This window comes from Cellvibrio sp. UBA7661 (assembly GCA_002483365.1).
In the GTDB taxonomy this organism is placed as follows: domain Bacteria; phylum Pseudomonadota; class Gammaproteobacteria; order Pseudomonadales; family Cellvibrionaceae; genus Cellvibrio.
The window spans coordinates 365,719-390,269 of the sequence record DLHT01000017.1 but is presented as its reverse complement, the minus strand read 5'-3'; the positions used below and the strand labels follow the sequence as shown (position 1 = coordinate 390,269).

17 protein-coding genes are annotated in these 24,551 nt (G+C 45.8%); 5 read left to right on the top strand and 12 right to left on the bottom strand.

What is annotated here, in order from left to right; translation table 11 throughout:
* Positions 1-98 precede the first annotated feature (98 nt).
* Positions 99-410 carry a PilZ domain-containing protein gene (locus B2739_RS14865; protein WP_331346629.1) on the top strand — a complete coding sequence of 104 codons (312 nt, stop codon included), beginning with the start codon at positions 99-101 and terminating at the stop codon, positions 408-410.
* A gap of 77 nt (positions 411-487) precedes the next feature.
* Here B2739_RS14865 and B2739_RS14860 read toward each other — a convergent pair whose 3' ends face one another.
* The gene (locus tag B2739_RS14860) at positions 488-1,252 is read right to left on the bottom strand and encodes a VacJ family lipoprotein (protein WP_331346628.1); all 765 of its coding nucleotides are present in this window, start codon (positions 1,250-1,252) and stop codon (positions 488-490) included.
* A gap of 373 nt (positions 1,253-1,625) precedes the next feature.
* Here B2739_RS14860 and B2739_RS14855 point away from each other — a divergent pair, with 373 nt between their 5' ends.
* From B2739_RS14855 to B2739_RS14845, 3 genes are all read left to right on the top strand, one after another.
* Positions 1,626-3,284 carry a hypothetical protein gene (locus tag B2739_RS14855; RefSeq protein WP_331346627.1) on the top strand — a complete coding sequence of 553 codons (1,659 nt, stop codon included), beginning with the start codon at positions 1,626-1,628 and terminating at the stop codon, positions 3,282-3,284.
* A 120-nt stretch (positions 3,285-3,404) separates the two neighbouring features.
* Positions 3,405-6,092, top strand: coding sequence for a TonB-dependent receptor domain-containing protein (locus tag B2739_RS14850; protein ID WP_331346626.1), 2,688 nt, complete (start codon positions 3,405-3,407; stop codon positions 6,090-6,092).
* A gap of 305 nt (positions 6,093-6,397) precedes the next feature.
* Complete coding sequence (locus B2739_RS14845) at positions 6,398-7,123, top strand: hypothetical protein (protein ID WP_049629396.1); 726 nt, start codon at positions 6,398-6,400, stop codon at positions 7,121-7,123.
* A 65-nt stretch (positions 7,124-7,188) separates the two neighbouring features.
* Here the strand turns inward: B2739_RS14845 and B2739_RS14840 are convergent, their stop codons facing one another.
* The 6 genes from B2739_RS14840 to hrpA all read right to left on the bottom strand — a co-directional run bounded on the left by B2739_RS14840 (position 7,189) and on the right by hrpA (position 15,142).
* Entirely contained in the window at positions 7,189-7,656 is a 468-nt protein-coding gene (locus B2739_RS14840; protein WP_331346625.1) for a hypothetical protein, read from the bottom strand.
* Positions 7,657-7,754: 98 nt separating this feature from the next.
* Complete coding sequence (locus B2739_RS14835) at positions 7,755-8,708, bottom strand: porin (protein WP_331346624.1); 954 nt, start codon at positions 8,706-8,708, stop codon at positions 7,755-7,757.
* Positions 8,709-9,002: 294 nt separating this feature from the next.
* Positions 9,003-9,761 carry a DNA-binding domain-containing protein gene (locus tag B2739_RS14830; RefSeq protein ID WP_331346623.1) on the bottom strand — a complete coding sequence of 253 codons (759 nt, stop codon included), beginning with the start codon at positions 9,759-9,761 and terminating at the stop codon, positions 9,003-9,005.
* Positions 9,758-10,621, bottom strand: a complete 864-nt coding sequence (locus B2739_RS14825) for a DUF692 domain-containing protein (RefSeq protein ID WP_331346622.1) — start codon at positions 10,619-10,621, stop codon at positions 9,758-9,760. Before B2739_RS14825 ends, B2739_RS14830 begins: the two co-directional genes overlap by 4 nt.
* Positions 10,621-10,965, bottom strand: a complete 345-nt coding sequence (locus tag B2739_RS14820) for a hypothetical protein (protein ID WP_331346621.1) — start codon at positions 10,963-10,965, stop codon at positions 10,621-10,623. Before B2739_RS14820 ends, B2739_RS14825 begins: the two co-directional genes overlap by 1 nt.
* Positions 10,966-11,179: 214 nt before the next feature.
* Positions 11,180-15,142, bottom strand: coding sequence for an ATP-dependent RNA helicase HrpA (gene hrpA, locus B2739_RS14815; protein ID WP_331346620.1), 3,963 nt, complete (start codon positions 15,140-15,142; stop codon positions 11,180-11,182).
* A 489-nt stretch (positions 15,143-15,631) separates the two neighbouring features.
* Here hrpA and B2739_RS14810 point away from each other — a divergent pair, with 489 nt between their 5' ends.
* Positions 15,632-16,354 (top strand): DUF6445 family protein, encoded by a 723-nt coding sequence (locus B2739_RS14810; RefSeq protein WP_331346619.1) that lies wholly within the window; start codon positions 15,632-15,634, stop codon positions 16,352-16,354.
* On the opposite strand, the gene B2739_RS14805 is transcribed toward B2739_RS14810, so the two are convergent.
* The 5 genes from B2739_RS14805 to B2739_RS14785 form a co-directional block, all read right to left on the bottom strand.
* Positions 16,351-17,844: a tryptophan halogenase family protein gene (locus B2739_RS14805; RefSeq protein WP_331346618.1), complete on the bottom strand. Its 1,494-nt coding sequence runs from the start codon at positions 17,842-17,844 to the stop codon at positions 16,351-16,353. The two genes, B2739_RS14810 and B2739_RS14805, sit on opposite strands and share 4 nt — an antisense overlap.
* An 87-nt stretch (positions 17,845-17,931) precedes the next feature.
* On the bottom strand, positions 17,932-18,945 hold the full coding sequence (locus tag B2739_RS14800) for a cupin-like domain-containing protein (protein WP_331346617.1): 1,014 nt from the start codon (positions 18,943-18,945) through the stop codon (positions 17,932-17,934).
* Positions 18,946-18,967: 22 nt separating this feature from the next.
* The gene (locus B2739_RS14795) at positions 18,968-19,699 is read right to left on the bottom strand and encodes a SapC family protein (RefSeq protein WP_331346616.1); all 732 of its coding nucleotides are present in this window, start codon (positions 19,697-19,699) and stop codon (positions 18,968-18,970) included.
* A gap of 44 nt (positions 19,700-19,743) precedes the next feature.
* On the bottom strand, positions 19,744-21,315 hold the full coding sequence (locus B2739_RS14790; RefSeq protein WP_331346615.1) for a tryptophan halogenase family protein: 1,572 nt from the start codon (positions 21,313-21,315) through the stop codon (positions 19,744-19,746).
* Between the two features lie 171 nt (positions 21,316-21,486).
* The gene (locus tag B2739_RS14785; protein ID WP_331346614.1) at positions 21,487-24,420 is read right to left on the bottom strand and encodes a TonB-dependent receptor; all 2,934 of its coding nucleotides are present in this window, start codon (positions 24,418-24,420) and stop codon (positions 21,487-21,489) included.
* Positions 24,421-24,551 lie beyond the last annotated feature (131 nt).

The following is a 24,551-nucleotide window of genomic DNA, read 5'->3' as shown; positions in this document are numbered from 1 at the left end:
TATGGATGGCTGGCAACCCAAACCCCTGTGCTACACTCTTTGAAGTCTTGCCAAGACCATAACCTCTCGTCAATCACACTAATAACGAGGAACAAGCTATGGGGATTAACGATAAGCCTTACAGCGAAAAGCGCGATTTTATCCGGATGAAAATCGGTGCACCTTTGAGTGCAAAACTGGCTTCGTCAGCCGATGTCATTGAGGGCTTGTGCCTGGATCTAAGTGGTGGAGGCCTGCAAGTGGAAGCCAAACAAAGCCTTCCTGCAGGTACTGAAGTTGAGGTTGAGGTGTCTTCTGATCACGGCCACAGCCCAACGCTGAAAGCCAAAGCAAAGGTTGCACGCACATCGACTAACGATAACGGCGATTACATCTTAGGCTTGGAAATTATCCAGATACTTCCCAACTAGAACCACGCCGACACATTACTGATCGCACATAACAAAACGGCCACTGAAAAGTGGCCGCTTGCGATCAAAACTCCCCGTCAAAAATCTTCTTCATCAAAGTCTTCTGAACCAAAATCGTCCTCAACCTCGCCGTTATTGATCAGGTAGTCACGGCGCTGCAAATACACATCGCGCACAAATGTATAGCGATCACCCGTAATATTCTTTTCAAGATCCAGCAAACTTGCGCGGGTATCCAACAGCTTAAATGCGCGCATCGTGTTTTCGGTACGCACGTGATCGATATAGGTAGTCGGGTCGGTATACCAGTCGATGGGCTTACCAAAACCATCGCGCACAGTACTTGGGCCCAAAAATGGCAATACCAGATAAGGCCCCTGCCCAACCCCCCACACCGCCAATGTCTGGCCAAAATCTTCATCTTCATCGGCTGGTAGGTGCATGTATTTGGCTACGTCCAGCAAACCGCCAATCCCCAGGGTGCTATTCACCAGCAAACGCCCTGTGTCATGTGCGGCACCTTTGAGATCCCACTGCAGTACGCCGTTGATAACATTGGGGACTTCCTGGATGTTGTCAAAAATATTACCGACACCAGTTTCCAATGGATCGGGCATGACAAATTTATAACTTTTCGCCAAAGGTTTGAGCGTCCAGCGATCAACCGCATCATTGAACTTAAACATCGCACGGTTATACCCCTGCCAGGGATCCTGGTCTGCGGCCTCCTGGTCATCCTGCGCAAACACGCCAAGTGGAATGACCAAGCCCAATGTAACCGCTAACCCGGCAACCAATGGACGTAAGGAGAAAGACGATGAAGGCGAGAGATTCAGTTTCATAAGTTCCCTGGAAGATAAGGTAAGCGATTGCCGGTCTGAGTTGCAGACCCGAATTGCAAACCTGAATTGCGGAAAGAATAAGACGTATAGCGACCCGATATGGCAGGCGCGATGCCGGCCACTTTAACCAATCATCACTCCGCCAACAACCGCCTTTATCGCGAAAAATTGCGCCAGTTACAAATTGCAACAAAGCCTTTTTGACATATTTCTGACATCTAACCGAAATAAAACTTTCATCAAACTGTCGTCCAGATTTCATATTTGTCATCAAAGATAGCGCCACAAACGCAGAAGCGGACAGCTCTCACAAAAACCGCAGCGTTCACATTTCCCTTATTAAAGAGTTCCCTTACTAGAAGAGAGTGGCCCCATGAAACTGAAAAATCTTTTTGCATTGAATGTACTCGCTGCAACCCTGGCTGCCTGTGGTGGCGGTGATATCAATTTGAACCCAAGCAACACTGTGACTGATTCAAACAACAATACCACTAACAACAACGGTGCTAGCAGCTCTTCAGTTGCCAATAACCCTTGCGCCTCTTATGAGTTGGGTGGTCAAACATTCCAGGGAACTTTCAGCGGTAATAACTGTACTTACGGCGTAACCTTTGTGAGCGATACACGCCCGCTGACTACTGACCTTGAAATCCCTGCTCTGGCAAACAACGGTGTGCACATTTTCCAGGACAGCTTGTTTGTCGGTGAAGATATTGATGCCAACGATGTTGCCGCTGGCGTTAAGGTACCAGCAGCAGGCGCTGGCCCTATCCTGACCATCAAAGCGGGGGCGAAATTAGCATTCAGCAACCCGGTTGATTACGTGCGTGTAGCGCGCGGTTCACAAATTTTTGCAGAAGGCACCAAAGAAGCACCTATCGTATTCAGTGCGACCAAAGACTTGATTGAAAAATCAGCGACCGAAGGTGATCGCGGTCTGTGGGGCGGCATCCAAATCCTCGGTCAAGGTTTGACCAACAAATGTACCGACCCAAGCAACTGTCACGTGACCTCTGAAGGCCGCCCAGGTACTTACGGTGGTAACAACAACAGCGAATCATCAGGCGTATTGCGTTACGTTGTTGTTAAGCACGCTGGTTATGAAGTGGTTGATGGCAATGAATTGAACGGTATTACTTTTTACGCCGTTGGCTCAGGTACTGTTGTCGATTACGTACAAACCTACTCTACCCGTGACGATGGCTTTGAAATGTTCGGCGGTGCAGTGAACCTCAAGCACGTAGTTGCTGTGAACGTTGCCGATGACTCTTTCGACTTTGCTGATGGCTACGTAGGTAACATCCAATTCGCATTGGCCATCCATACCTCTGGTGCAAACCGTTGTATCGAAGGCGACAACACCGGTGAAGGCCGTGGCGATGGCATTCTGCCAATGACCCACCCACGCATCTCCAACCACACCTGTGTGACCAGCGCGGTTGATACCAACCAAGGCACCTTCCCAACCTCTAAAGGTGACTCAGAAGGCCCACTGTTGCGTGAAGGCACCCAGTTCGAAATCTACAACTCGATCATCACCTCTAACGCCACCGGCATGTCATCTAACGAATGCTTTGAACACGATGATACCGAAGGCCCACAAACTGGCGATGCGATGGAAGCAGGTATCTCTGTTGTTAAGAGCACCCTGGTTGCCTGTACCGAAGCGATCAAAACCGGCAAGGTTGACCCAAGCAATGCTGGTTTCAACCTGAAAACCTGGTTCACCGCCGCAGGCAACAACAACGTGGTAATCGACTCAGCTGTCACCGGTGGTTTGCCAGCCAACATCCTCAAAGATTTGGCGACTAACCCACGCGCTTACCTGACTCTGGCGAGCATGACCGATGGCAACGCGGCAGCGATCACTGTGCCGGTAACCGACGTGACCAAACTGTCTGAAAATCCATCAACCACTACTGCACCAGCAGCAGGAAGCAACAACTTCTTTGATAGCGTGAACTTCATCGGTGCCGTTAGCGAAAGCAACGACTGGGTTTCAGGCTGGACTGTAGGCATGACCGCCAACTAATTCAGGGCATACATACGCCTTGTTGCTGGCAACGGAAAAGAGGCGCCCTAGGGCGCCTCTCTTTTTGATAACACCAGATGCCGCGCCCTGCAGACCAACGAATCAGAAAAGGTTATGACCATGCAAAATTGTTTACCCAACCGCCACAAATTATTTATCGCCATTTCTGCTGCCTCACTGTCAGTATTGGCGCAACCCGGTTTCGCCCAAGAAGCCGATGAGCAACCAAGTATTCCAATGCCTGCGATAGAAGCGCCCGTACTGGAAGAAATGTTAGTAACCGGCCGCCAGCAAAGCGGTGCACAAACGATTGTGCAGGAGCGAATGGAAGATGCGTTCGCTGCTGACCTGATGGGTTCAGACCAAATTTCCCGCACCGGTGACTCCAACGTGGCCGTCGCGCTCACCCGTGTGACCGGCGTGACCTTAAACCAGGGCAAATACGTTTATGTGCGCGGCCTTGGTGAGCGTTACTCCAGCGTGCAATTGAACGGTGCCCAAGTGCCATCGCCAGAATTGACGCGCAATGTATTACCGCTGGATATTATTCCCGCATCCATCGTGGATAGTTTAAAAATCCAGAAATCCTATTCACCTGACCTGCCCGCGCACTTTGGCGGCGGCAACGTCAACATCCGCACCAAGAGTGTTCCGGATGAATTTATTTTTAACATCACCCTCGGTACCGGTACCAACACCAATAGCGGCGATGGCGATATCACCTATTCAGGTGGCGGTAAAACCAGTGGCTTACCAAAAGCCATCGACCAAGCATTGGACACTTACCAAGGCTATCTGGATATCAACGGTATCCGCCGTATTCTGAGCACCGAAGTTGATAACAGTGTGACGCCCGAACAAGCGCAGGAATCCATTGCGATCAACCGCAGTTTGATGTTGTCATTAAACCGCGATGTCGCTATCCGTGAAGACGATTCACCTTTGGATCAAAACGGCTCAGTTGCACTCGGCAACTCTTGGGATATTGGTGACGATTGGACTGTCGGCAGCATTCTCAACTGGTCTGAAAAAACCGAATGGCGCAACAAAAACCAAATCCGCCAAGGCGTAGGCTCACCCGATGTCACCTACTCTTCCACTAAACGCACCCAGGAAGACACAAAAGAACTGGGTTCGATTGGTGTCGGTATCAACTATCAAGACATGCACAACATCGAAGCCAGTTACATGTTGATCGGCAACGAAACCGATGAAGCAGCCATTACTTTTGCGCAAAACAGCAACAACAATTTGGCTGACGGCAACCAAAAAGTTACCTACGAAACCCGCTATCAGGATCGCGAAGTTGAAATTACCCAAGCCTTGGGTACGCACAAATTCGACCAACTTTCCGGCAATACCTTGGGTGATATCAGTGTCGATTGGTTTTATTCGGATTCCACAGTGGAAACCAATATTCCCGGCGCAACCACCATTGGCGGTGATAACACGGTAGATCCACAAACCGGTGAAATTCTCAGCACACGCATTACCTCCAATTCATCGGCACAATTTGCATTTTTGAATTTGCAAGACGATGTAATAAGCCACGGCTGGAATGCAAAATTACCCCTGCTGTTTGACAACGCCGAAGTTACGCTCAGCGGTGGTTATAGCTACAACGACAAATCGCGCCAATATTTTGGTTACACCGCACTGATTGATGTGGGTGGCGGCAGCTTCCTGGAAGGCATGCCGGGCGATGTGTTTACCGATAGCAAAATCAATAATCTCAGCAACGATTTTGAATTGACCATGAGCCGCGGTTTCGGTACCGAAAGTTATATTGCCGGGCAAATGACCGATGCGTTTTACGGGATGATCGATGCAACCCTGAGCGATACCTGGCGCATCACCGCTGGTGCGCGCTACGAAGATTTCCGCACCGCGCTGTTGCCACTCGATCTGCTCGATTACACCGGCATTACGCTGGAAAACCTGATCAAAGAATTGCAAAACGAAAACCAGACTTACACTCGTCGCAGTGACGATGTGTATCCATCGGCGGCATTAACCTACATCAACGATGGCTTCATGAATTCAGAAACCTTCCAGTTGCGTTTGAGTTATGCGCAAACGGTGGTGCGCCCTGACCTGCGTGAAATGGCCGATGTGGTTTATATCGATCCTGAATTGAATATCCGCGTGCGCGGCAATCCAAACCTGCGCGATTCCATGTTGGATAATATCGATTTACGTGGTGAATGGTATTTCGATGGCGGCAACAACCTGACCGTTTCTTTGTTCTACAAAGACATCACTGATCCTATCGAACAAAAACTGGAACCCGGTTCAGACAGCGACATCATCATGAGTTTTGAAAACGCATTGTCTGGCGAGCTCTACGGTGTGGAATTTGAAGGCTTGTGGAATCTTGATTACGGATTTTTCGTATCAGGTAATTTGACACTGAGTGATTCAGAAGTGGTTTCACCCACCAACGGTGGTTACACCAATAGCGTTCGCACCATGAGTGGCCAATCGCCTTACGTACTCAATGCGCAATTGGGTTATGACTCGGATGATGGTAAACACGGCGCAGCGCTTTCCTACAATATCGCCGGTGAAAAACTGACACTCGCTGCCGTTGATACTGGTCACGACGATGCCTTTGAGCAACCGTTTAGCTCGCTGGATTTTACCTATTCCTACTATCCGATTGAGCAGCTCATCCTCAAAGCAAAACTGCGCAACTTGCTGGATGAAGATCGTGAAATCACCCAAACCAATGTGCAAGGGCAAGATGTCACCATTCTTCGTCAAGAAGTGGGCACCAGCATCAGCCTTGACATCAGCTACAACTTTTAAAAAGGACAGGGAGAGACAGGATGTCCCGCCTATAAGGAAATGGATTTAACGGAGATTTATTTAAAAGGATTACACAAGCCACCTTCGGGTGGCTTTTTTTGCTTGCCATTATTTTTCCCGTAAGGATTTTTATAAAAACAGTGTAAATAACAAAAACTTTTTAACTTTTTTGTGTTTAGGCCCGAAATTGTCACAAACTATTCACAATAGTATGCTAAGGCCGGTGCTAATCTGACAATGAGTTCGGAGATCGTTGACCCGAAAGGGTGCAGGTTGCCGTTTATTGATTCACGAGGAGCACTAAAATGACTAACAATATTCTTAAAAAATTGATTCGCTCACTGGCAATTGTAGCGGCTGCAGCTCCATTTGCGAGCTACGCCACCGCTTATACCCCTGCTAACTTCGGCAATGCTGCTGAAACATTAACTAAACAAATTACCCTGCCCGCCTCTTTTGGCGAAGGTGTAAAAACCGTTGCGGTTTATTGCCAGGCCGATGTAATGAGCACCGGTAATATCAACGCTGTTAATTGCTACGAAAACAGTCCGCTGGTTTCCATGCAAAAAGTCACTGAGTCTGCGTTGAAATCCGCCACTTTTGAACCCGCAACTATCGACGGAAAAACCGTACCGGTAAGAATGCAAATGCGTGTTGTCTATTCATTGGGCGGAACCCAAGCACCGATTGTATTGCTGCCAAACCTGGGCACATTGCAAGCACAATACGGCACTCACTATTTCGCACCGCAAGAACGTTTGGACACCAGCGATTGGTACGCACACTACACCACCAAAGAGCGCGGCGACGGTAAATTATTTTTTGCCGAAGGCAAAATGACCCGTGTGATGGCCAACATTGAAGCCGACGGAAAAGTAGAAACCGTCAGTACCATTGAAGCGGCGCTGCGTAAACAAGCCGATGCTGATAGCATCGAAAGCTCACTGAAAAAATCCAAATTTATTCCAGGCTTCGTGGAAAACAAACCCACCGCTATGCACTACATCGCTGTAGTGAATTACGCGAAATAGTAAAACCCGATGTTGTAATAAAAAAGGTCACATTACTGTGACCTTTTTTATTTTCAAGCATTACATTATTTATCGCATTCAAATTGTAGCTGTAACTCAATCCGGCCCATTGCCAAACTACGGTAATGCTCGCCAGTGATGGAAAACCCTTTCCCACATTTTTCCAATGCTTTAGGCAACAGCTGCGCCCTCGCTACCGGCAAATTCGCCCACTGGTCAACCTCAACACTCAATCTGAACGACTGCTGTGCAGTTTCACGAACATTACTTTTTGCGGGTGCAACCTTATTATTTTTTTCAATGGCTTCAGGTGATTCGGATTTACTATTACCGCTTGTTTCCAATACAGCACCTTCACTGCCTTTTTTAAACGCTTTTTGCAAAAAGCCGTTGAGCCCTTCTTTACTGTAATCACAATCTTTTTGGTTCACATTCATGGAATCGGCTGCATCAACAGCAGCTTCGCATTCATCATTTGCCAATACGGGAAATGCCGCGCACAACCCTAAAAAAAATATCGCTATGTGTTTCATCCAATTCTCCCGCACGATTATTTAAACCGGTAAAAGCGGCCAATTAAAACAACAAAGGGTGCATAAGCACCCTTTCAATACTCATTTACACTGGCAAATTAAAATTTGAAATCCATACCAGCACCGATGTAAGTATCGTCACGCTCACCAGCAACATTCACCAGCTCGTTTTCAACAGAGGTAATGTAAGAGAATAACGTTGCCGCTTTAGTCATTTTGTAATCCAGACCAATACTTGCGCTTTCACCGTCGGCCATTCTGACATCAGATTGGCCGTATTGGCCTTTCAATGCCCACTTGTCTGTGATATTCCACAGAGCAGAAACCAGTGCGCCATCTTCATCAACACCGGTATTGTCGTTCTCGTATTGCTCAGCCAACACACCCAATTGCACTGCACCCAAAGTAACACGTGCAACAGCGCGCACTAAATCAACGCCGTCAGCTTCTACATCCTGATCAGCGGCAATACCGGCATAAAATACATTGCTGGTGTAACCAAAGGATAACGATGTGCCATTGGTCGGTGTGCCTGCTTGTTTGAAGGTGCCGTCGTTTTCTTCAGACACATAAGCAACAGACGCTGCAAAACCACCGCCGAATGATGGCGAGGTGTATTGCACAATATTGCTCACACGGTTTTCACCTTTAAAGATGTGAGTGATATCGCCTTCAAGATCGTTAAATAAATCGATTTTTTCCTGGGCAACTTTGGTTGGGGTATCGAAATGACCACCCATGATGGTACCGGCAGAACCTTGCAAGCCCAAATAAATATTGCGTTGTGCAATGGTTTGCGAACCATTGGTTCCATCATCAACTTCAGTTTGGTATTCAAATTGATAAATGATTTTCAGGCTGGAGTTAATCTCTTCGCCACCTTTTAAACCGATACGTGAAGCATTGCTCACCAGTTCAATACGGTTATCATCCAATGCAGCTTCATCTGCATTTTGTATCGCCACGTTTGCTTTACCGTAGACAACAACATCTGCAAATGCAGCAGCGGGAATAACAGAAGCGATCAGCAAAGCTAATAATGATTTTTTCATGGAGTTGACTCCTTTGATGTGTGTTTGTTGATGTCCAATTCCTGGGCATCGGGGATCAGGCTTATTGAAATAATGACACTTGTGTTTCAGTCGCGTTGCCATTGTGTGACCGTAAAGTTACAGAAATATGACAAACACACTGAATACGCGTCATGAATTATAGAAAGAAAAACGATGAAGTCTTGTACCTGGGCATTGTTTTAGATCAAAAGTCGATTGTTTATGTATTTTTTTTCGATTTTGATAATCAAAATACCAATAATTGACTAAAAATAATCCATATTAGTACAAAAATCACTCGAAGTGACTGATCACGCTCGCACTGAATAAATGTGTTATCCGCGCCAATGCATTATCAGCCAATCCGCCCATATTCTGCTGCCCCAGCTCTTTAGCGATAATCCCCACAACATCTGCCAGAGTGTCGGAACAGGACTGCAATTCAGAACAGGACTGTAATAATGACAACAGACGCTGAGTAAGTGGATTGGTTTCCATAAAACAAACCTTATCAGCACGGTTGCGGTACACAACCAAATGCACCGGTTCTGGAAGCTGTGGCTGGTATTGCGGGGAAATTTTATGGACGGGATATTGATAAGCGAGAACCGCTACCAAGGGCGACACTCGCGGTTTTGCAGCCATTACATCGGCCGGTAAATCCCCTGCTGGGGGAATAGATTCTTCACTGACATCCAATGCCAACTCAATCCATTCATAGTGTGCCAGCTCCAATAAAAATACCGGATCACCCTCACGCACACCTCGCTCCTGCGCAAGATAATGCAAAAACTCTTCGCTGATTTCCAAAAAATACGGCGTTTTGCATTCATGGTGCTGGATAAAATCGCGCACTATGCTGTGCCAATGGGAATTCGGCAGTAACGAACGCAGTACAGGAAAAACCGTCGCAATCAAACTTTCGATGTTGTTGTACACCAGCTCGCGGTAAATCCCCAAGCGGCGGTCTTCTATTCCTGTCGGTGCAGGATATTCCTGTGGTGCGCGCATGTGTCGTGCAAATGCTAACTGGGTTTGTTGGAATGTTTTCATCGCAACAAGCCGCCTGTTGCAAATGATTGTTGGCGCTTTTTAATTTCCGCCAATTCATCCATTAATTCTGAAAGTGGTGGAATATTAAAATCCCGCTCCAACAATGTGGGTTTTACACCAAATAATTCATAGGTTTTTTCCAGTAGTTTCCACACCGGGTTAATCACAGGCGTACCATGCGTATCTACGCGTAAATCCTCTGCTTCTTCAAAATGGCCAGCAATATGAATATAGGCTGTGCGCTCGCCCGGCAAACTCGCCAAAAATTCGTAAGGGTCGTACTGGTGATTAATACTGTTCACGTAAATATTATTAACATCCAACAAGAGCGCGCAGTCCGCTTTTTTTATCACGGCATTGATAAACTCACTCTCGCTCATTTCTTGCTGGGGCGCACAATAGTACGATGAGTTTTCAATGGCGATACGCTGCCCGAGAATATCCTGTGCACGTTGGATGCGCTCTGCGACGTAATCGATTGCTTCTTCCGTAAACGGAATGGGGAGCAAATCATAAAGCTGGCCGTGATCACTGCAATAACTCAAGTGTTCGCTGTAGTAACGAATACTATGTTCATGCATGAATTTTTTTATCGCCAATAATAACTCGGTATTAAGCGGCGCAGGCGAACCAATAGACAATGAAAGGCCGTGACAAACAAAAGGAAAACGTTCGGTGTATGACCGGAATTTTTTACCCAACCGACCACCAACATTAATCCAGTTTTCCGGCGCAACTTCCATAAAATGAATATCGTCTGGCGCTGATTGCTCCAGCGTATTCAAGAGGCTACGGCGCAAGCCAAGACCAGCGCCGCTAATAGCAGCGGTGTAATCCGCTGCGGCAGGATTAACTCGCATTACTCGGCTTTTTTCTCTTCTTTTTTATCGCCACCACATTTACCTTCACCACATTTTCCTTCACCTTCGGCTTTTTTATCGGCTCCGCATTTTCCTTCGCCGCACTTGCCCTCACCACATTTGCCTTCTTTATCAGACTTTTTGTGTTCTGTAGCGCATTTACCCTCGCCACACTTGTGCTCACCTTCAGATTTGGCTGAACTATTATCTGCCAAGGTATAACCGGCATTCAGCGATGTTGCGGTAAAGTTTGCATCAGCAGCAGATGCGATAGGAGCCAAGGCAGCCGATGCAACCACAGCAGCGCCGAACAAAGCAGACATGGAAGAAATTTTGTTATTCATAATACACTCCAGCAGGTTATGTGTTATTGACGGCGGTAAGGCCGACAGAAAAACTAGCACAGCCAAGGCGGCAGAGCTAGCGGTGTCCCCAGCGTCTGGTTACATAATGGCGTCAATTATTTGCCCAAGACCAAATGCCTAGCCGATAGACTAACATTCCCCGGCTTTGTTACAGCAGCTAAACACTTTTTAACTCTGCCTTTTAATCCTACCTTTACCCCTGCGCATCCAACATGGCCTGCTCCCATTGTTTATCCAGACGTTTATCCGATACCGGCACCTGGGTTTTCAGCGTCTGGGCAAATAAAGAAATACGCAACTCCTCAATCCACCAGCGGTAATCTTGCAGTGCTGCATTTTGCGTGAGGCGATACTCACCCTCTTTCGTCAGATAATCTGCAAGGCGCTGCCAATGAGGCGCAACCTCTGCTAATTGCAGCTTATCTTTCTGTGGATTGAGTGCCGCTTTTTCCAAACGCTGCTGGATACCGCGCATGTATTTTGGATATTGCGACAACCATTGCGCCGGGGTTTTATAGATCAACCCGGGGTAAAAAAGTTGGCTAATTTGCTGATTAATATCACTGATTGTATATGCCAGCAGCAGCATATTTTTTTGCTGTTTGAGTTGCTTTTTAACATCGACCAGTAATTTCAAACTGCTGACAAGATGGTTCGCCAACTCTTGCGCATGCGCAATCAATTTATCTTTTGTATTCATTACACACGCATCGAATTCAGGCTTTGAACGTGGCAGCTTCTGTTGATCCGGAACCGCGAGTTGTTTGATCGAAGCCATAATCAAATCATCAGCCACTTGCTCGCGGTTTCCAATTCCTGCCAGTGTCAATGTGACCTCTTGCCCTTTTAGTAATTCTTTTTGCAAATATTTAACCGTTTGTGCAAGCGACAAATATACCAAGCGAGCAAGACCACGCTGGGTTAAATCCAACGCTTGCAAGGGGTTATCGAGTACTTGTAACGCGACACTGGTATTTTTATCTACCAGTGCCGGATACGCACGAATACTTATCCCTCCCCGTGGCAATTGAATCGACCTATGCAGCTCATCAAAATCCCAGCTGGTAATAGCATCGCGCTCAATATCGGTTGCGGCCGATTGAATGTTTTGCTGCACCCGCTCACGGTATTTATTTCGTAGTGAATCCAAGTCGCGGCTGCTGGCAATGATTTTTCCCTTGTCGTCCACTACATGGATATTAAAGCGGTAATAGTCATCTACTTGGGTTTCTAACCAAGCATCTTTGGGAATATCCACACCGGTTAAACGCTTTAATTGCAAACCAATTATTTCAGTCAATGGTTTGTTATCGGGCGTAACAACAGCCAATACTTTATCCACAACATCTGGCACAGGTACAAAATGTTTGCGTAGATTTTTGGGCAGCGATTTAATCAACCCAATACATTTATCGCGCAACATTCCCGGCACCAACCACTCCAAACGATATTCCGGAACCTGATGCAACACACTCATGGGAACGTGAATGCTAACTCCATCAAATGGATGGTTTGGTTCAAAATGGTAACTGAGTGGAAACAACATTCCACGCCATTCAAGTTCATTTGGAAATTGTGCGGCAGTGACATCACCTGCACCGTGGCGCATTAAGGTTTCGCGCGTGATATACAGTAATTGCGGATTACTTTGCTCCGCTTTTTTACGCCAGGATTCAAACCCTGCCAGATTAGTAATATGCGATGGAATGCGCTCGTTATAAAAATCAAAAATAACTTGTTCATCTACCACAATATCGCGCCGGCGAGATTTCGCTTCTAAATCTTCCAACTCTTGCAACAAGTTTTGCTGATGCGTATAAAAATCCTTAAATCCTGCTTGTTGTTGCAAGTGTTTACGTTTGGGGTGCTGCGCGTATTGGCCTTCTACCAACGCTGCACGGATAAACACTTCACGCGATTGCGCCTGATCGATATGGCTATAGTTAACTGCTTTTTTCTCGACAATCGTCAATCCATACAAGGTGATTTTTTCATAAGCCATCACCTGCCCTGCGCGCGAATCATAATGAGGTTCAAAATGCTGACGCTTGATTAAATGCTCCGCAGCCGCAATAACCCACTCAGGTTCAATTTTGGCAACCGTGTGCGCAAATAATTTTGAGGTTTCAATCAACTCTGCCGCCATGATCCACTTGGGCGTTTTTTTCGCAAGCGATGATCCGGGGAAGATAGAAAATTTTCGATTGCGCGCACCAAGGTACTCGCGCTCTTCGTGATTAAAACCCAGATTTCCCAGCAATCCGGTCAACAGCGCTTTATGCACAGACTCATAATTTGCTGGCTCAGTATTAACGCGAATACCCAAGTCTTTGACTGCAACGCACAACTGGTGATGCACATCGCGCCATTCACGCAACCGCAAATACGACAGAAATTCTTTTTTGCAGAGTTTGCGTAATTGATTTTGCGTGAGTGCTTGCCGTTGGGTTTCAAAGTAATCCCACAGATTAATAAAACCGGCAAAGTCGGTATGCTCCGCCCAAAAACGACGATGCATTTGGTCGGCAGCTTGTTGTTTTTCAACCGGCCGCTCGCGCGGATCTTGCACTGAAAGCGCACTGGCAATAATCAGTAATTCACGCACGCAGGATTGCTCTTGTGCAGAGATCAGCATGCGCGCAAGACGCGGATCAAGCGGCAATTTACTCAGCTGCTGACCGATCGGCGTCAATTGATTTTTGGAATTAACCGCATGCAACTCTTCCAGCAATTTAAAACCATCGCTAATCAAGCGATGATCAGGCACATCGATAAACGGAAATTTATGGATATCGCCCATGCGCAATTGCAGCATTTGCAAAATAACCGCAGCAAGATTGGTACGCAGGATTTCCGCATCGGTAAATGCGGGGCGCGAATTAAAATCCTCTTCGCTGTATAAGCGAATACAAATACCTTCAGCAACACGACCACAGCGGCCTTTGCGTTGGTTGGCACTGGCTTGGGATACTGGCTCAATCGGCAAACGCTGCACTTTGGTGCGATAAGAATAGCGGCTAATGCGAGCAAAACCCGGATCAATCACGTAGCGAATACCCGGTACAGTAATCGAGGTTTCAGCCACGTTTGTCGCGAGCACAATGCGACGACCGGTGTGCGGTGAAAATACTTTTTGCTGTTCGGCCAAACTCAGGCGTGCATAAAATGGCACCACTTCCATATGTGCAAATTGTGCTTTGCGCAACGCTTCTGCAGTCTCACGAATTTCACGCTCACCACTCAAAAACACCAGAATATCGCCACCGCGAACACCGGAACCGGTTTTTTCATTAAGTTCAATTTCATGTACTGCATCGACAATCGCCGCGTATTGATCCGGCTCTGCATCGCTATCATCACTCGCTTCAAATTCATAAAGCGGGCGATACCAAACCTCAACAGGATAAGTGCGGCCAGAGACTTCAATAATCGGCGCATTATTAAAATGCTGCGAGAATCGCTCAAGGTCGATAGTTGCAGAGGTAATAATTAATTTTAAATCGGGGCGTTTTGGTAAAAGCTGTTTTAAATAGCCGAGTAGAAAATCGATATTCAAACTGCGCTCATGCGCCTCATCAATAATTAGCGTGTCATATTTATTCAAGAAAGGATCATTCTGGATTTCCGCGAGCAAAATCCCGTCGGTCATTACTTTGATTAGAGTATTGTCATTGGATTGGTCACTAAAGCGAACCTGATAACCCACCTTCTCGCCCAGTGTGGTTTTCAGCTCCTCAGCAATTCGGTTAGCGACAGTATTCGCCGCAATCCGGCGCGGCTGGGTATGACCAATAAGGCCATTTACACCACGGCCAATACTCAAGCATATTTTGGGAATCTGCGTGGTCTTACCGGAACCCGTCTCACCCGCTAACACCACTACCTGATTCGCGGCAATAATCTGCGCAATTTCCTCGCGCTTTTCGCAGACAGGCAAATTAGGGAATTCAATCTGCTCCGGCACCAACAACTGGCGGCGCTCCACCTCAGCCTGCGACTTCGCCAACTGCGCCTGCCATTTCTCCAGCGCCTCTTCATAAGGCTTACCCGCCCGCGCCAGCTTCTCCAGCTCATTCAAACGCCGCCCAAGCTTATGCCGGTCACGCCCCATGACATTGACGACAGACTGTTTATAACTTAACCAAATATTCGACATAGCGACCCAATAATCACCCAATAGCCCAGTAAACGCCATCAGGAAAATGGCGCTGGAAATAGGATTGGGATGATACGTGGGGATGGGAATTGGGGCAAATAGAACCCCATGAGTACAGTAGTAAGCGCTATCGGTTGCGCATAATTCTTTTAATCTTCCTTAACCCTTCTTCAGCAAAGAAGATCTTGAATAAAGATAAGCGCAATACAACAAAAATGAAATAATACCTAACACAATAACTATCCCTATTAATGTGGGAACACCCAGTTCAAATCTGTCAAATTTGAATCCTTCGAACATAAACGGGATTGCACCTGCAAATAAATATATTAAAAAAAATCTAATAAATTAGACCTCATAATACGAATAAATGACTCTTTTTGACCAGCATCTGTTTGATTTTTCAAAATCATTCCCTCACACAACTTAATAATGGAAGAGCAGTCAAAATCGGTGATAAAATCAGCGAACTTATCGCGAGAAAATAAAATGAATAACACTGATTTCTTACCACCATTACACTCACAATTCAGATACCGTATTGACATTGTCGGCAATGAAAAAACACCGATATTGGTGATCGATAATTTCTTACATGAGGCGGAAGCCTTGTTGGGGTTTGCGGTAAAATTTGGAGATTTTCGTGATGGCACAGATTTTTACCCCGGAATACAATCCAATGTGCCGGAATTTTATAGTCAAGCACTGCAAACCTATTTGCCCGATATTATTTGTGAAGCGTTTAATCTTACGCGAGAAAACATCCATTATTCTCAATCGACCTATTCTTTAGTCCTCACTCCGCCTGCACGTTTGGCTTTGCCGCAATCGCGCCCTCACGTTGATACCATCCATAAAGAAAAACTGGCTTGTGTGCATTATCTTTGTACACCCGATAAAGGCGGCACATCGTTTTATCGCCACCGGGCAACCGGGTTTGAGCAGCTCTCGCCGGAGCGCATGGATGTTTACGGCGAACACCTTGCAAGAGAGGCGCTGGATACGAGCTGGCATAAAAAATACATCAATGGTTCTAACAAATACTATGAAGAAATTGGCCGGTATGAAGCCAATTTCAACCGTTTAATTATGTACCCTAGCGATATACTGCATTCGGCATCCATTCCCGAAAACTTCCAGTTCCGCCCCAACCCTATTGTGGGGCGACTGACGTTAAATAGTTTTATTTACTTAACGGAAAAGAGCGATTAATTCCAGTCGCTCGCTTTGCAATAGAAATCCAAATAGTCTTTGTGTAGCGGCATCTTCTGGAGATTTTGGTTTACTTGTGCGCGAATGTCCGCAAGGAATTTCACCAAACTGTCTGCTGGAATTTCATTCGCAACAGGATGATAGTTTTCTGGAATCAATCCCTGCCCCACCATCACCTGCAACCAGGATGATTCTGAAAACAACTCGTAAGATTTAACAAAGACCTTGCCAGTTTCACGAAACATTTTCATGCGATACTCAAGCGATTCCGGAATATCCATACTTCTACAGTATTCCCAGAAGGGACTGTCGTTTCTCTCGGTTAAATGGTAGTGAAGAATAATAAAATCCCGCACATTCAGGATTTCCACTTTCATCTGCTCGTTATATTCATTCACATCGCAAGCACGAATTCCAGAATGTGGAAACATTTGAATTAATCGCGTTATTCCACGTTGGATCAAATGAATACTGGTAGATTCCAGAGGCTCGATAAATCCGCTCGCCAACCCCAGTGCAACACAATTTTTATTCCAGTGCTTGAGCCGCTGCCCCGTGCGATATTTGATAACTTTTGGTTCGGTAATCAAACGGCCATCAATATTTTCCAACAATAATTTTTTCGCATCATCATCAGATATATAACGGCTACAGTACACCAAACCATTGCCTACACGGTGCTGCAATGGAATTTGCCATTGCCACCCTGCAGCGTGAGCGATAGAGCGAGTGTAAGGCACAGGATCACGCACCGATTCAGTTTGCACCGCTACAGCACTGTCACATGGCAACCAATGTGACCAATCTTCATAGCCTGTATGCAACGTTTGTTCGATAAGCAAGCCCCTGAAACCAGAGCAATCAATAAAAAGATCACCTTCAATTATTTGACCCGATGCCAGCTCAATCGATTTAATGTACTCATCTTCATCTAATGCAACATTGACTATCTTTCCTTCAATGCGCGTAGCACCCGCCTTTTCCGCGATATTGCGAAGAAATTTTGCATAAAAGCCCGCATCAAGATGATAAGCATAATTGAGTGATGAATTGGGCATGTGCGCAAATTTATTGTGCTCTGCGGCTTTATGCTCCAGGGAATAATCACCTAATGGATTGTTAACTCCCAGTTCTTTTCCGCGCAACCAGAAATGCTGGAAGCTTGCTGCCCAGGTGTCTTTCCCTGGTGTGCCAAACATATGGAAGTAATTTTCGTTAACGTTTTTCCAGTTTTCAAATGAAATCCCAAGTTTGATGCTGCCCTTAACAAAGGTAAGAAATTCCTGTTCATTAATGTCAAGGTAACGGTTTAACAATATCAATGGTGGCACCGTAGCCTCGCCAACACCTACAGTTGATATTTCATCAGACTCAATCAAGGTAACGGCGATACTTTTGCCTAACAATTTGGAAAGCGACGCTGCTGCCATCCAGCCGGCAGTTCCGCCACCAACAATCACCACGTTTTTTACTGCTTGATCACCGATCATAGTGTTACCAGACATTTTTAATTTATCGATTGATTTGATTTTTTGTGCAATTGGTTTATCTGCCAATTTTTTATTTTTTCAGCTTGTTCATCTGTTCAATTGATTCAATAGGCGAGCACGAATTTTTCGGGCATTGTCATCGGTCAAATCACCAATCGCGCCCTGAGCTTGCTCGGGTATATGCGAAAGCGCTTCTTTGTTGTAGTCAAAAATATAATGATCAAAGATCATTTTCCATGCAGCGCGTTGTTCAGGAGGGAGATCGCGAATGGATAACACTGCATTGAAAAGTGCATTTATCGGCTTTCCAAAAAATCCGGGAGCACCTTTAAACCAATAGTTCACCAAAATATTGAGGGGGCTTAAGCTTTCAACATGATGCCACCACATACTGGGAATAAATAAACCATCACCAGGCTCCAAATCGGCAACCTGCGCATGGGGCAATGCATGTTTAAATTTGGGGAATTTTTCAAAGTCGGGATTATAGAAATCCACCAAGCTGATGGCTTGCCCAGCAGGGGTTTTATCCAGAGGGCCTACATACAAATTTTCCATTTGCTCAAATGGAAAAAGCGTAAACCGGCGATGCCCAACAACTGAACAGGCAATATTTAATGGGCTATCCCAATGCGCCGCAATACGGCATTTATTGGAGATCCAAATACTCACTAACGGATTATGCTCACCCAGCGCTATGTCATTCTCGGCACGAAAACCCGGCAGATATTGATCGACCGATGTAGAGCCAATGTAAATCGTCGGTGGTGAAGGATTTTCGGCATGCTGGCGCAGCTGTTTCAATGCGAAATCCAATTTCGTAGAAACAGAATCATAATTAAAACCGGTAAGGCTCTCATCGTAAAAAATACGGCCGTTATTTTCCGGTTTACCCAAAAAAGCCGCCACCTCTTGTCCTTTGTAAAACCTCAACAAGTATTGCTCAACCGCCTCAGCAGAAGTCAAACCAGCTTGCACAATTGGCCAAGAGGACGCCAAGCCTTTCAAAATTAAAGGCTCCGATGAAGACAATACTTCATCGGGGATTTTATCGGGCACGCAGCCTTCAATAACCTTCACTTTTTTATCAATGCTAATCATAAAAACAACTTGATGATGTGGGTTATTGGCCTGATAACTTCGCCTCAATCCGGGCAATTAATTTAATCACGTTGGAATGGGATGCAAGCACCATGTAAATACACTCCATAAAACCTTTGCTATGCAAATCTGCTACTACACCACCGGCCAAACCACTTAGTTTGTCTTCGTTTATGGTGTAAAGGCCTGCAAGATTGTGACGCTCACCATTTTTCAGCGTAATTTCAAGAGTAACCACTTCCAGCAATTCATTTGCCAGTAATGCACCCACAAATTGTTCATTCAAATCTGTGCCATATTGGATGTACTCCAACAGATCCACCATTGATTCCAAATAGGGTGAGTAACCACCATGGGGTAAAAATACTGGCTCGCCCTCTGTTTCATTAACACGCGGGCTATCCATATCAACATACACCATACGGCTTGGCTGATTGCCTTCGCCCGGCTTGGGTGGCTGTATTCCAATTAAAAAAGGACGTCTTTTGACGGATGCAGGAATATATTGTGCATCCCAACCTTTTTCAGACAAAAACAGATTTTCATTTTGACGAAGCCCCATTAATGCAATGGGAATAAACTTTCCTGTTTCAGTATTTTTTTGAAAGAAGATTGGATATTCATTTTGGATGGCGCGAAACTCTTGTGGAAAGGTCACTACGGACATTTCATTATCGCCATACTGCGATGTGTTATCGCGAATGACACGCAAATTTTTGTGGGCAACGTTATTTAGCAAAGCAAAATTAGGCATAGTGACTCCAGGAGAAATAATCTCCATTATTGTTATAGTTGGGCTTAAATAGTTTGCAGCCCATGGTGTTTAATTTTTTCAATCAATTCACGGTTAGGTTGTAATACTTTTTTCAACTGCTGGATATGCTGTGCGTTTTCCATAAACAGCGCTTCCGCTTTTCTTAATTTTTTATCGTGCAGATGCTTCCCACTACCAATGCTTCTACTTGCGCCAGTTACATCGGTTATCGCTTTCATACCGTAATAGATATATTGATAACTGGCTGACGGGAACATTTCTTCGCGTAACATTTCGTCATACAACCAGGGGGACTGCACCCTCCACAACGCGAGTAATTCGTGCAAGCTATCGGGAATAGTATTGGCGAGGCAGTTATCACGCCAGTACTCTGTATCGGTTCGTTTTGTCAGCACATAATGCAGTTTTAGAAAATCAATTATCTGCTTCCAGTGATGGCGCAATGTGGTATTGAATCGTTTGGCCACTATATCCATAGCACTGCGATTAGCAGGAAATTGTTCTGCGATCATTTTGGCCGAGAGCTCGATCAACACTAGCGCAGTCGCTTCTAATGGCTCAATAAAACCGGCGGCCAAACCAATCGCTACACAGTTTTTGTGCCAGAAGGTTTCCCTATGACCAGGGTTAAATGCAATTTTTCTAACAGGTAACTCTTGCGCTATTTTTTCGCCTACCACTGGCGCAATGTAATTACGCAACTCGCGCTCGGCAAGTTCATCGGTAGTATAACGACTGGAAAAAACATGGCCTATGCCACGGCGTGATTGCAAACCTATGTCCCAGATCCATCCATTGGTTTGCGCAGTGGATAAGGTGTACGATGCAATTGTATCTGCACCCTCAGCATAAGGAATTTGGACTGCAAGAGCAGAATCATTAAACAGAATATTTTGTTGTGATATAAACGGGACATCGTAATGCTTGCCAAGCAACATGGATGACAACCCGGTGCAATCTACAAATAGATCGCCCACAATTTCACCTTGAGCATTGGTAGTCACAGATTTTATATCGCCATTTTCATGAGAGTTAATGGCAGTGACATTTGCGCTAATGTAATTAACACCTAACTTTTCAACACAATGTTTATGCAAAAACGGCGCGAATTTTCCTGCATCCAGGTGATAACCGTAATTTAATACTGCACCAAACTCTGGAGTGGTGATTTGTTTGGGCGCACAGCCTAAATCGCATATTGCCGCTTGCGGGCAAACTGCATTCGCGAAATCGATTTTATCTTTAAATGGCAACCAGAAAGGAGCCAGATTGATTTCATGATATTTTGCGGGTGCAGTGAACGGATGATAGTAGTCATCGTCTTTTGACAGGCTTGTCCAACGAGAAAATTTGGAGCCTTGTTTAAAACTGGCATCGCACTCCCGGAAAAAATCCGTTTCCGATATACCAATCGTTTGCAATGTTGCGCGCATGGTAGGCCAAGTGCCCTCACCTACGCCGATAGGTGCTACATCGGGAGATTCGATCAGTGTGACTTGCACATGTGCTGGACTTGTTGCCGCAATAATGCCCGCCGCCAACCAACCTGCGGAACCACCACCCACTATTACAACCCGTGTTATTTGATCAGCCATAAACGACCTACTGGACTTCTGATAATTGCTATTGGCAGATAATATTTTTTATTAGTGAGTAATAATTTTTTAGTAACAAACAGTATGAACAGACACCAGAATAACGCAAACCGTTAAAAAAGCCGCTGTTTCCAGCGGCTTTTTCATTTTCACTTACAACACTTCCAAGTATTAGAAGCTGTAGCGAACACCTACGTTGTAACGAGCACCAGTTTCAGTGTAGTTACGAACCAGGTTTTCGTGACGGCTGTATTGACGCTGGGTTTCATCGGTCAGGTTCAATGCTTCCAACGAGAACGTCAGGTTATCAGTAACGTCATAGCTTACGCTCGCATCAACTTGACCATAAGCTTCGGTGTAAACAGGGTTTGCGCCCGCTGAATCACCAACGCTTGCAAGGAAGCTGTCACGCCAGTTGTACGCGATACGAACTTGCAGACCATTTTTATCGTAGAAACCGATGAAGTTAGCTGAGTCGCTCAAACCAAAAATAGCAAACTGGTTTGCTTTTGACAGATCGTCGTACTCGGTATCGGAATCCACTTTAGTGGCGTTAGCCTGGAAGCCGTAGCCAGATTCACCGAAGGTATGCTGGATAGCCAATTCAATACCATCAAGTGATGCATCTTTGTTGTTTACTGGACGAGTAACAGTGAACGGAAGAATTGGATCTTCTGCCAAAGCAAAAATATGACCAGTCGCTGCATCTACACTGCCTGGATAATTTGCAAGGATGTAGTTTTGAATCGCAAGCAAATCACTCCCTACAGCCGCTACTGCAGCATTCCAACGAGGACCATTCACCGGAGTGTGGAAACCAGTATCTTGAATGACAACGGGTGAGCTTCCGATAAAATCAACTACGTCTTTCTTGAATACGCCAAGCGACACGTAACTTGCATCGGCGTAATACCACTCGGCAGAAATATCGTAGTTAGTAGATTCCAACGGATTCAAATCCGGGTTACCTGCAGAAGCATCACCCATTGCAATACGTGGAGCAGTACCCCAAACAAAACCACCTTTGATGTCGTTGTAGTTTGGACGCGCAATAGTTTGGCTATAAGACGCACGAGCCTTGATGTCGTCAGTCAACGAAATGTCGAAGTCAACATTTGGCAATGTCTTCGAGTAATCACCATAGGTTGTTTCATCGTTGCTACCAGAAGGCAACAGCGCATACTCGTTACCACCATTCCAACGAATGTATGGAGTGTAAGTAGACAAGTAGGAAGATGATTCAACATCTGTTGTTTCATAACGCACACCTACAGCCAGGTTTGCAGGCATACCGGCAATCTCGGGCTTGAAGGCAGCTTGCAAATAAGCAAAATCAGAAGTTTCGATAGTGGATTGATCTGCGAAACCATCGTTTGCTTTTGCCGGATCATAAGAGGTGCAATAAGCTCTTGGGCAATCGCCGCTATCAGAACCGTACAACTCGGCACCAATCGCTAACAAATCATTCCAGTTACCGTGGATGAAGTTGTTTTGGAATCCAGCGTTGCCAGCACCACCGTTGTCAAAATACTTGGAAAACTGGTCAATTCTCCAATAAGAAGTAGGGATATCACCTATACCATTGGCACCTTGTACACCGTTCCAACTACCTTGGTTTTGTGCTTGAACACCGAGGTTAAAGTAGTGGTTGGTGATTTCATTAGTACCAACACCCGCTTTGATGTTATCGATAAAGCTGTCGTCAAAGGTATAAGTACCTTTCAATTGATACTCATCTACCGATGAATCCTGCAGCTGTACGCGGAATACGTTGTTAGTCAATTGGGCACGGGAAACATCTGGAATAGCGGATGTACGACCATCTTGGTATCCGACGTTCAGGATTGGGAAATCACCAGTGAAATCAACAGAAGCTCTGTAGTTATCGTAAACACCCATGTTGAAGGTGTTGCCGTTGCCCCACTTACCGTTTGGACCTGAGAAAGAGGTTGAGTTATGGCCATCAAATTCCACAGCCAAATTATCTGTTACATCCCACATCACATTCAGACCGGCTGACTTGAGGTCAGATTTGGCCAGGTTGTAGTTCAATGAGTTGTCGAGTTCGTGCCAACCAGTGTTTTCAGTGTAAGACACCGGATACGCAGGGTTGGTATCGCTCCATTTAACATCTACGCCACTGGCACGGGTAAACCACATACCACTGGAGAAACGATTAGTTTCGGTTTCTTGCTGGACGTACAAGTAATCAGCAGTAACAGTCAATTGCTCAACAGGCTGATATTGGAAAGTAAGCTGGCTATTCAAACGCTTACGATTCACCTCGGTCACGGAATAACCAATGTTCACCGGAATTGCGTAAGCACGATCACCACTTGGTTTTTGATCATCAGGCACACCAGCCCAGTCACCGCCATCTTTTGCGTGAGAGAACCAACCACCAACGTTAGCGTTACGGTCACCGCTGTTACGTTCTTGATAGCTACCGGTCAACGTAATACCGATAGTGTCATCTGCAAAGGTATTGCTGAACAAACCAGATACTTCAGGAGTCAAGCCATCTTCCATTACAGAAGATTCATCCTTCACCGCTTTAGCACCCACAACAGCTTTCAAGCCCGGATTGCTAAGAGGACGAGGGGTGAGGATATTGATCAGCGCACCCATACCACCGGATTGCACATCCGCGCGACCACTTTTGTAAACTTGTACACCTGAAATACCTTCAGAAGCCAGGTTTGCGAAGTCAAATGAACGGCTGGTACCGAAAGATGATGCAGGCATTTGACGGCTGTTCAGGGTTACCAGGTTGTAGTCGCCCGCTAAACCACGCACGGTTACCTTACTACCTTCACCGTTTACACGGTCGATAGACACACCGGGAATACGTTGCAGGGATTCTGCGAGGTTGGAGTCAGGCATCTTACCGATGTCTTCTGCAGAGATTGCATCCACCACACCGACTGCTTCGCGTTTAACGTCCATTGCACGTTGCAAAGAACCTTTAATACCCGTTACCAATACTTCTTCTACTGATCCGTCAGTACCGTCTTGTGCCAGTACTGCACCGCTAAAGCCTGCCAACATAGAAGTCGCAATAGCGCTAGCGATTACCTTCTTTTTAAAGTTGATTGGGGTTTGCATGAACTTAATCCTCGAACCGTTTATTGTTATCGTAACTCGCTGTGTTGTGGTCGCCGCCGACTGGAGCTCCCTAGCCAGTTACTACACTGGTCTTGCTTTGTTTTTGAATGGGATCAAACAGCTATCTCTCT

What these genes read in the sequence shown, in the direction of transcription:
- B2739_RS14840 (WP_331346625.1), bottom strand. Translation starts at nt 7,656, where the DNA reads ATGAAACACATAGCGATATTTTTTTTAGGGTTGTGCGCGGCATTTCCC.
- B2739_RS14865 (WP_331346629.1), top strand. Translation starts at nt 99, where the DNA reads ATGGGGATTAACGATAAGCCTTACAGCGAAAAGCGCGATTTTATCCGG.
- B2739_RS14820 (WP_331346621.1), bottom strand. Translation starts at nt 10,965, where the DNA reads ATGAATAACAAAATTTCTTCCATGTCTGCTTTGTTCGGCGCTGCTGTG.
- B2739_RS14830 (WP_331346623.1), bottom strand. Translation starts at nt 9,761, where the DNA reads ATGAAAACATTCCAACAAACCCAGTTAGCATTTGCACGACACATGCGC.
- B2739_RS14785 (WP_331346614.1), bottom strand. Translation starts at nt 24,420, where the DNA reads ATGCAAACCCCAATCAACTTTAAAAAGAAGGTAATCGCTAGCGCTATT.
- B2739_RS14800 (WP_331346617.1), bottom strand. Translation starts at nt 18,945, where the DNA reads ATGATTAGCATTGATAAAAAAGTGAAGGTTATTGAAGGCTGCGTGCCC.
- B2739_RS14845 (WP_049629396.1), top strand. Translation starts at nt 6,398, where the DNA reads ATGACTAACAATATTCTTAAAAAATTGATTCGCTCACTGGCAATTGTA.
- B2739_RS14860 (WP_331346628.1), bottom strand. Translation starts at nt 1,252, where the DNA reads ATGAAACTGAATCTCTCGCCTTCATCGTCTTTCTCCTTACGTCCATTG.
- B2739_RS14855 (WP_331346627.1), top strand. Translation starts at nt 1,626, where the DNA reads ATGAAACTGAAAAATCTTTTTGCATTGAATGTACTCGCTGCAACCCTG.
- B2739_RS14835 (WP_331346624.1), bottom strand. Translation starts at nt 8,708, where the DNA reads ATGAAAAAATCATTATTAGCTTTGCTGATCGCTTCTGTTATTCCCGCT.
- hrpA (WP_331346620.1), bottom strand. Translation starts at nt 15,142, where the DNA reads ATGTCGAATATTTGGTTAAGTTATAAACAGTCTGTCGTCAATGTCATG.
- B2739_RS14805 (WP_331346618.1), bottom strand. Translation starts at nt 17,844, where the DNA reads ATGATCGGTGATCAAGCAGTAAAAAACGTGGTGATTGTTGGTGGCGGA.
- B2739_RS14795 (WP_331346616.1), bottom strand. Translation starts at nt 19,699, where the DNA reads ATGCCTAATTTTGCTTTGCTAAATAACGTTGCCCACAAAAATTTGCGT.
- B2739_RS14850 (WP_331346626.1), top strand. Translation starts at nt 3,405, where the DNA reads ATGCAAAATTGTTTACCCAACCGCCACAAATTATTTATCGCCATTTCT.
- B2739_RS14825 (WP_331346622.1), bottom strand. Translation starts at nt 10,621, where the DNA reads ATGCGAGTTAATCCTGCCGCAGCGGATTACACCGCTGCTATTAGCGGC.
- B2739_RS14790 (WP_331346615.1), bottom strand. Translation starts at nt 21,315, where the DNA reads ATGGCTGATCAAATAACACGGGTTGTAATAGTGGGTGGTGGTTCCGCA.
- B2739_RS14810 (WP_331346619.1), top strand. Translation starts at nt 15,632, where the DNA reads ATGAATAACACTGATTTCTTACCACCATTACACTCACAATTCAGATAC.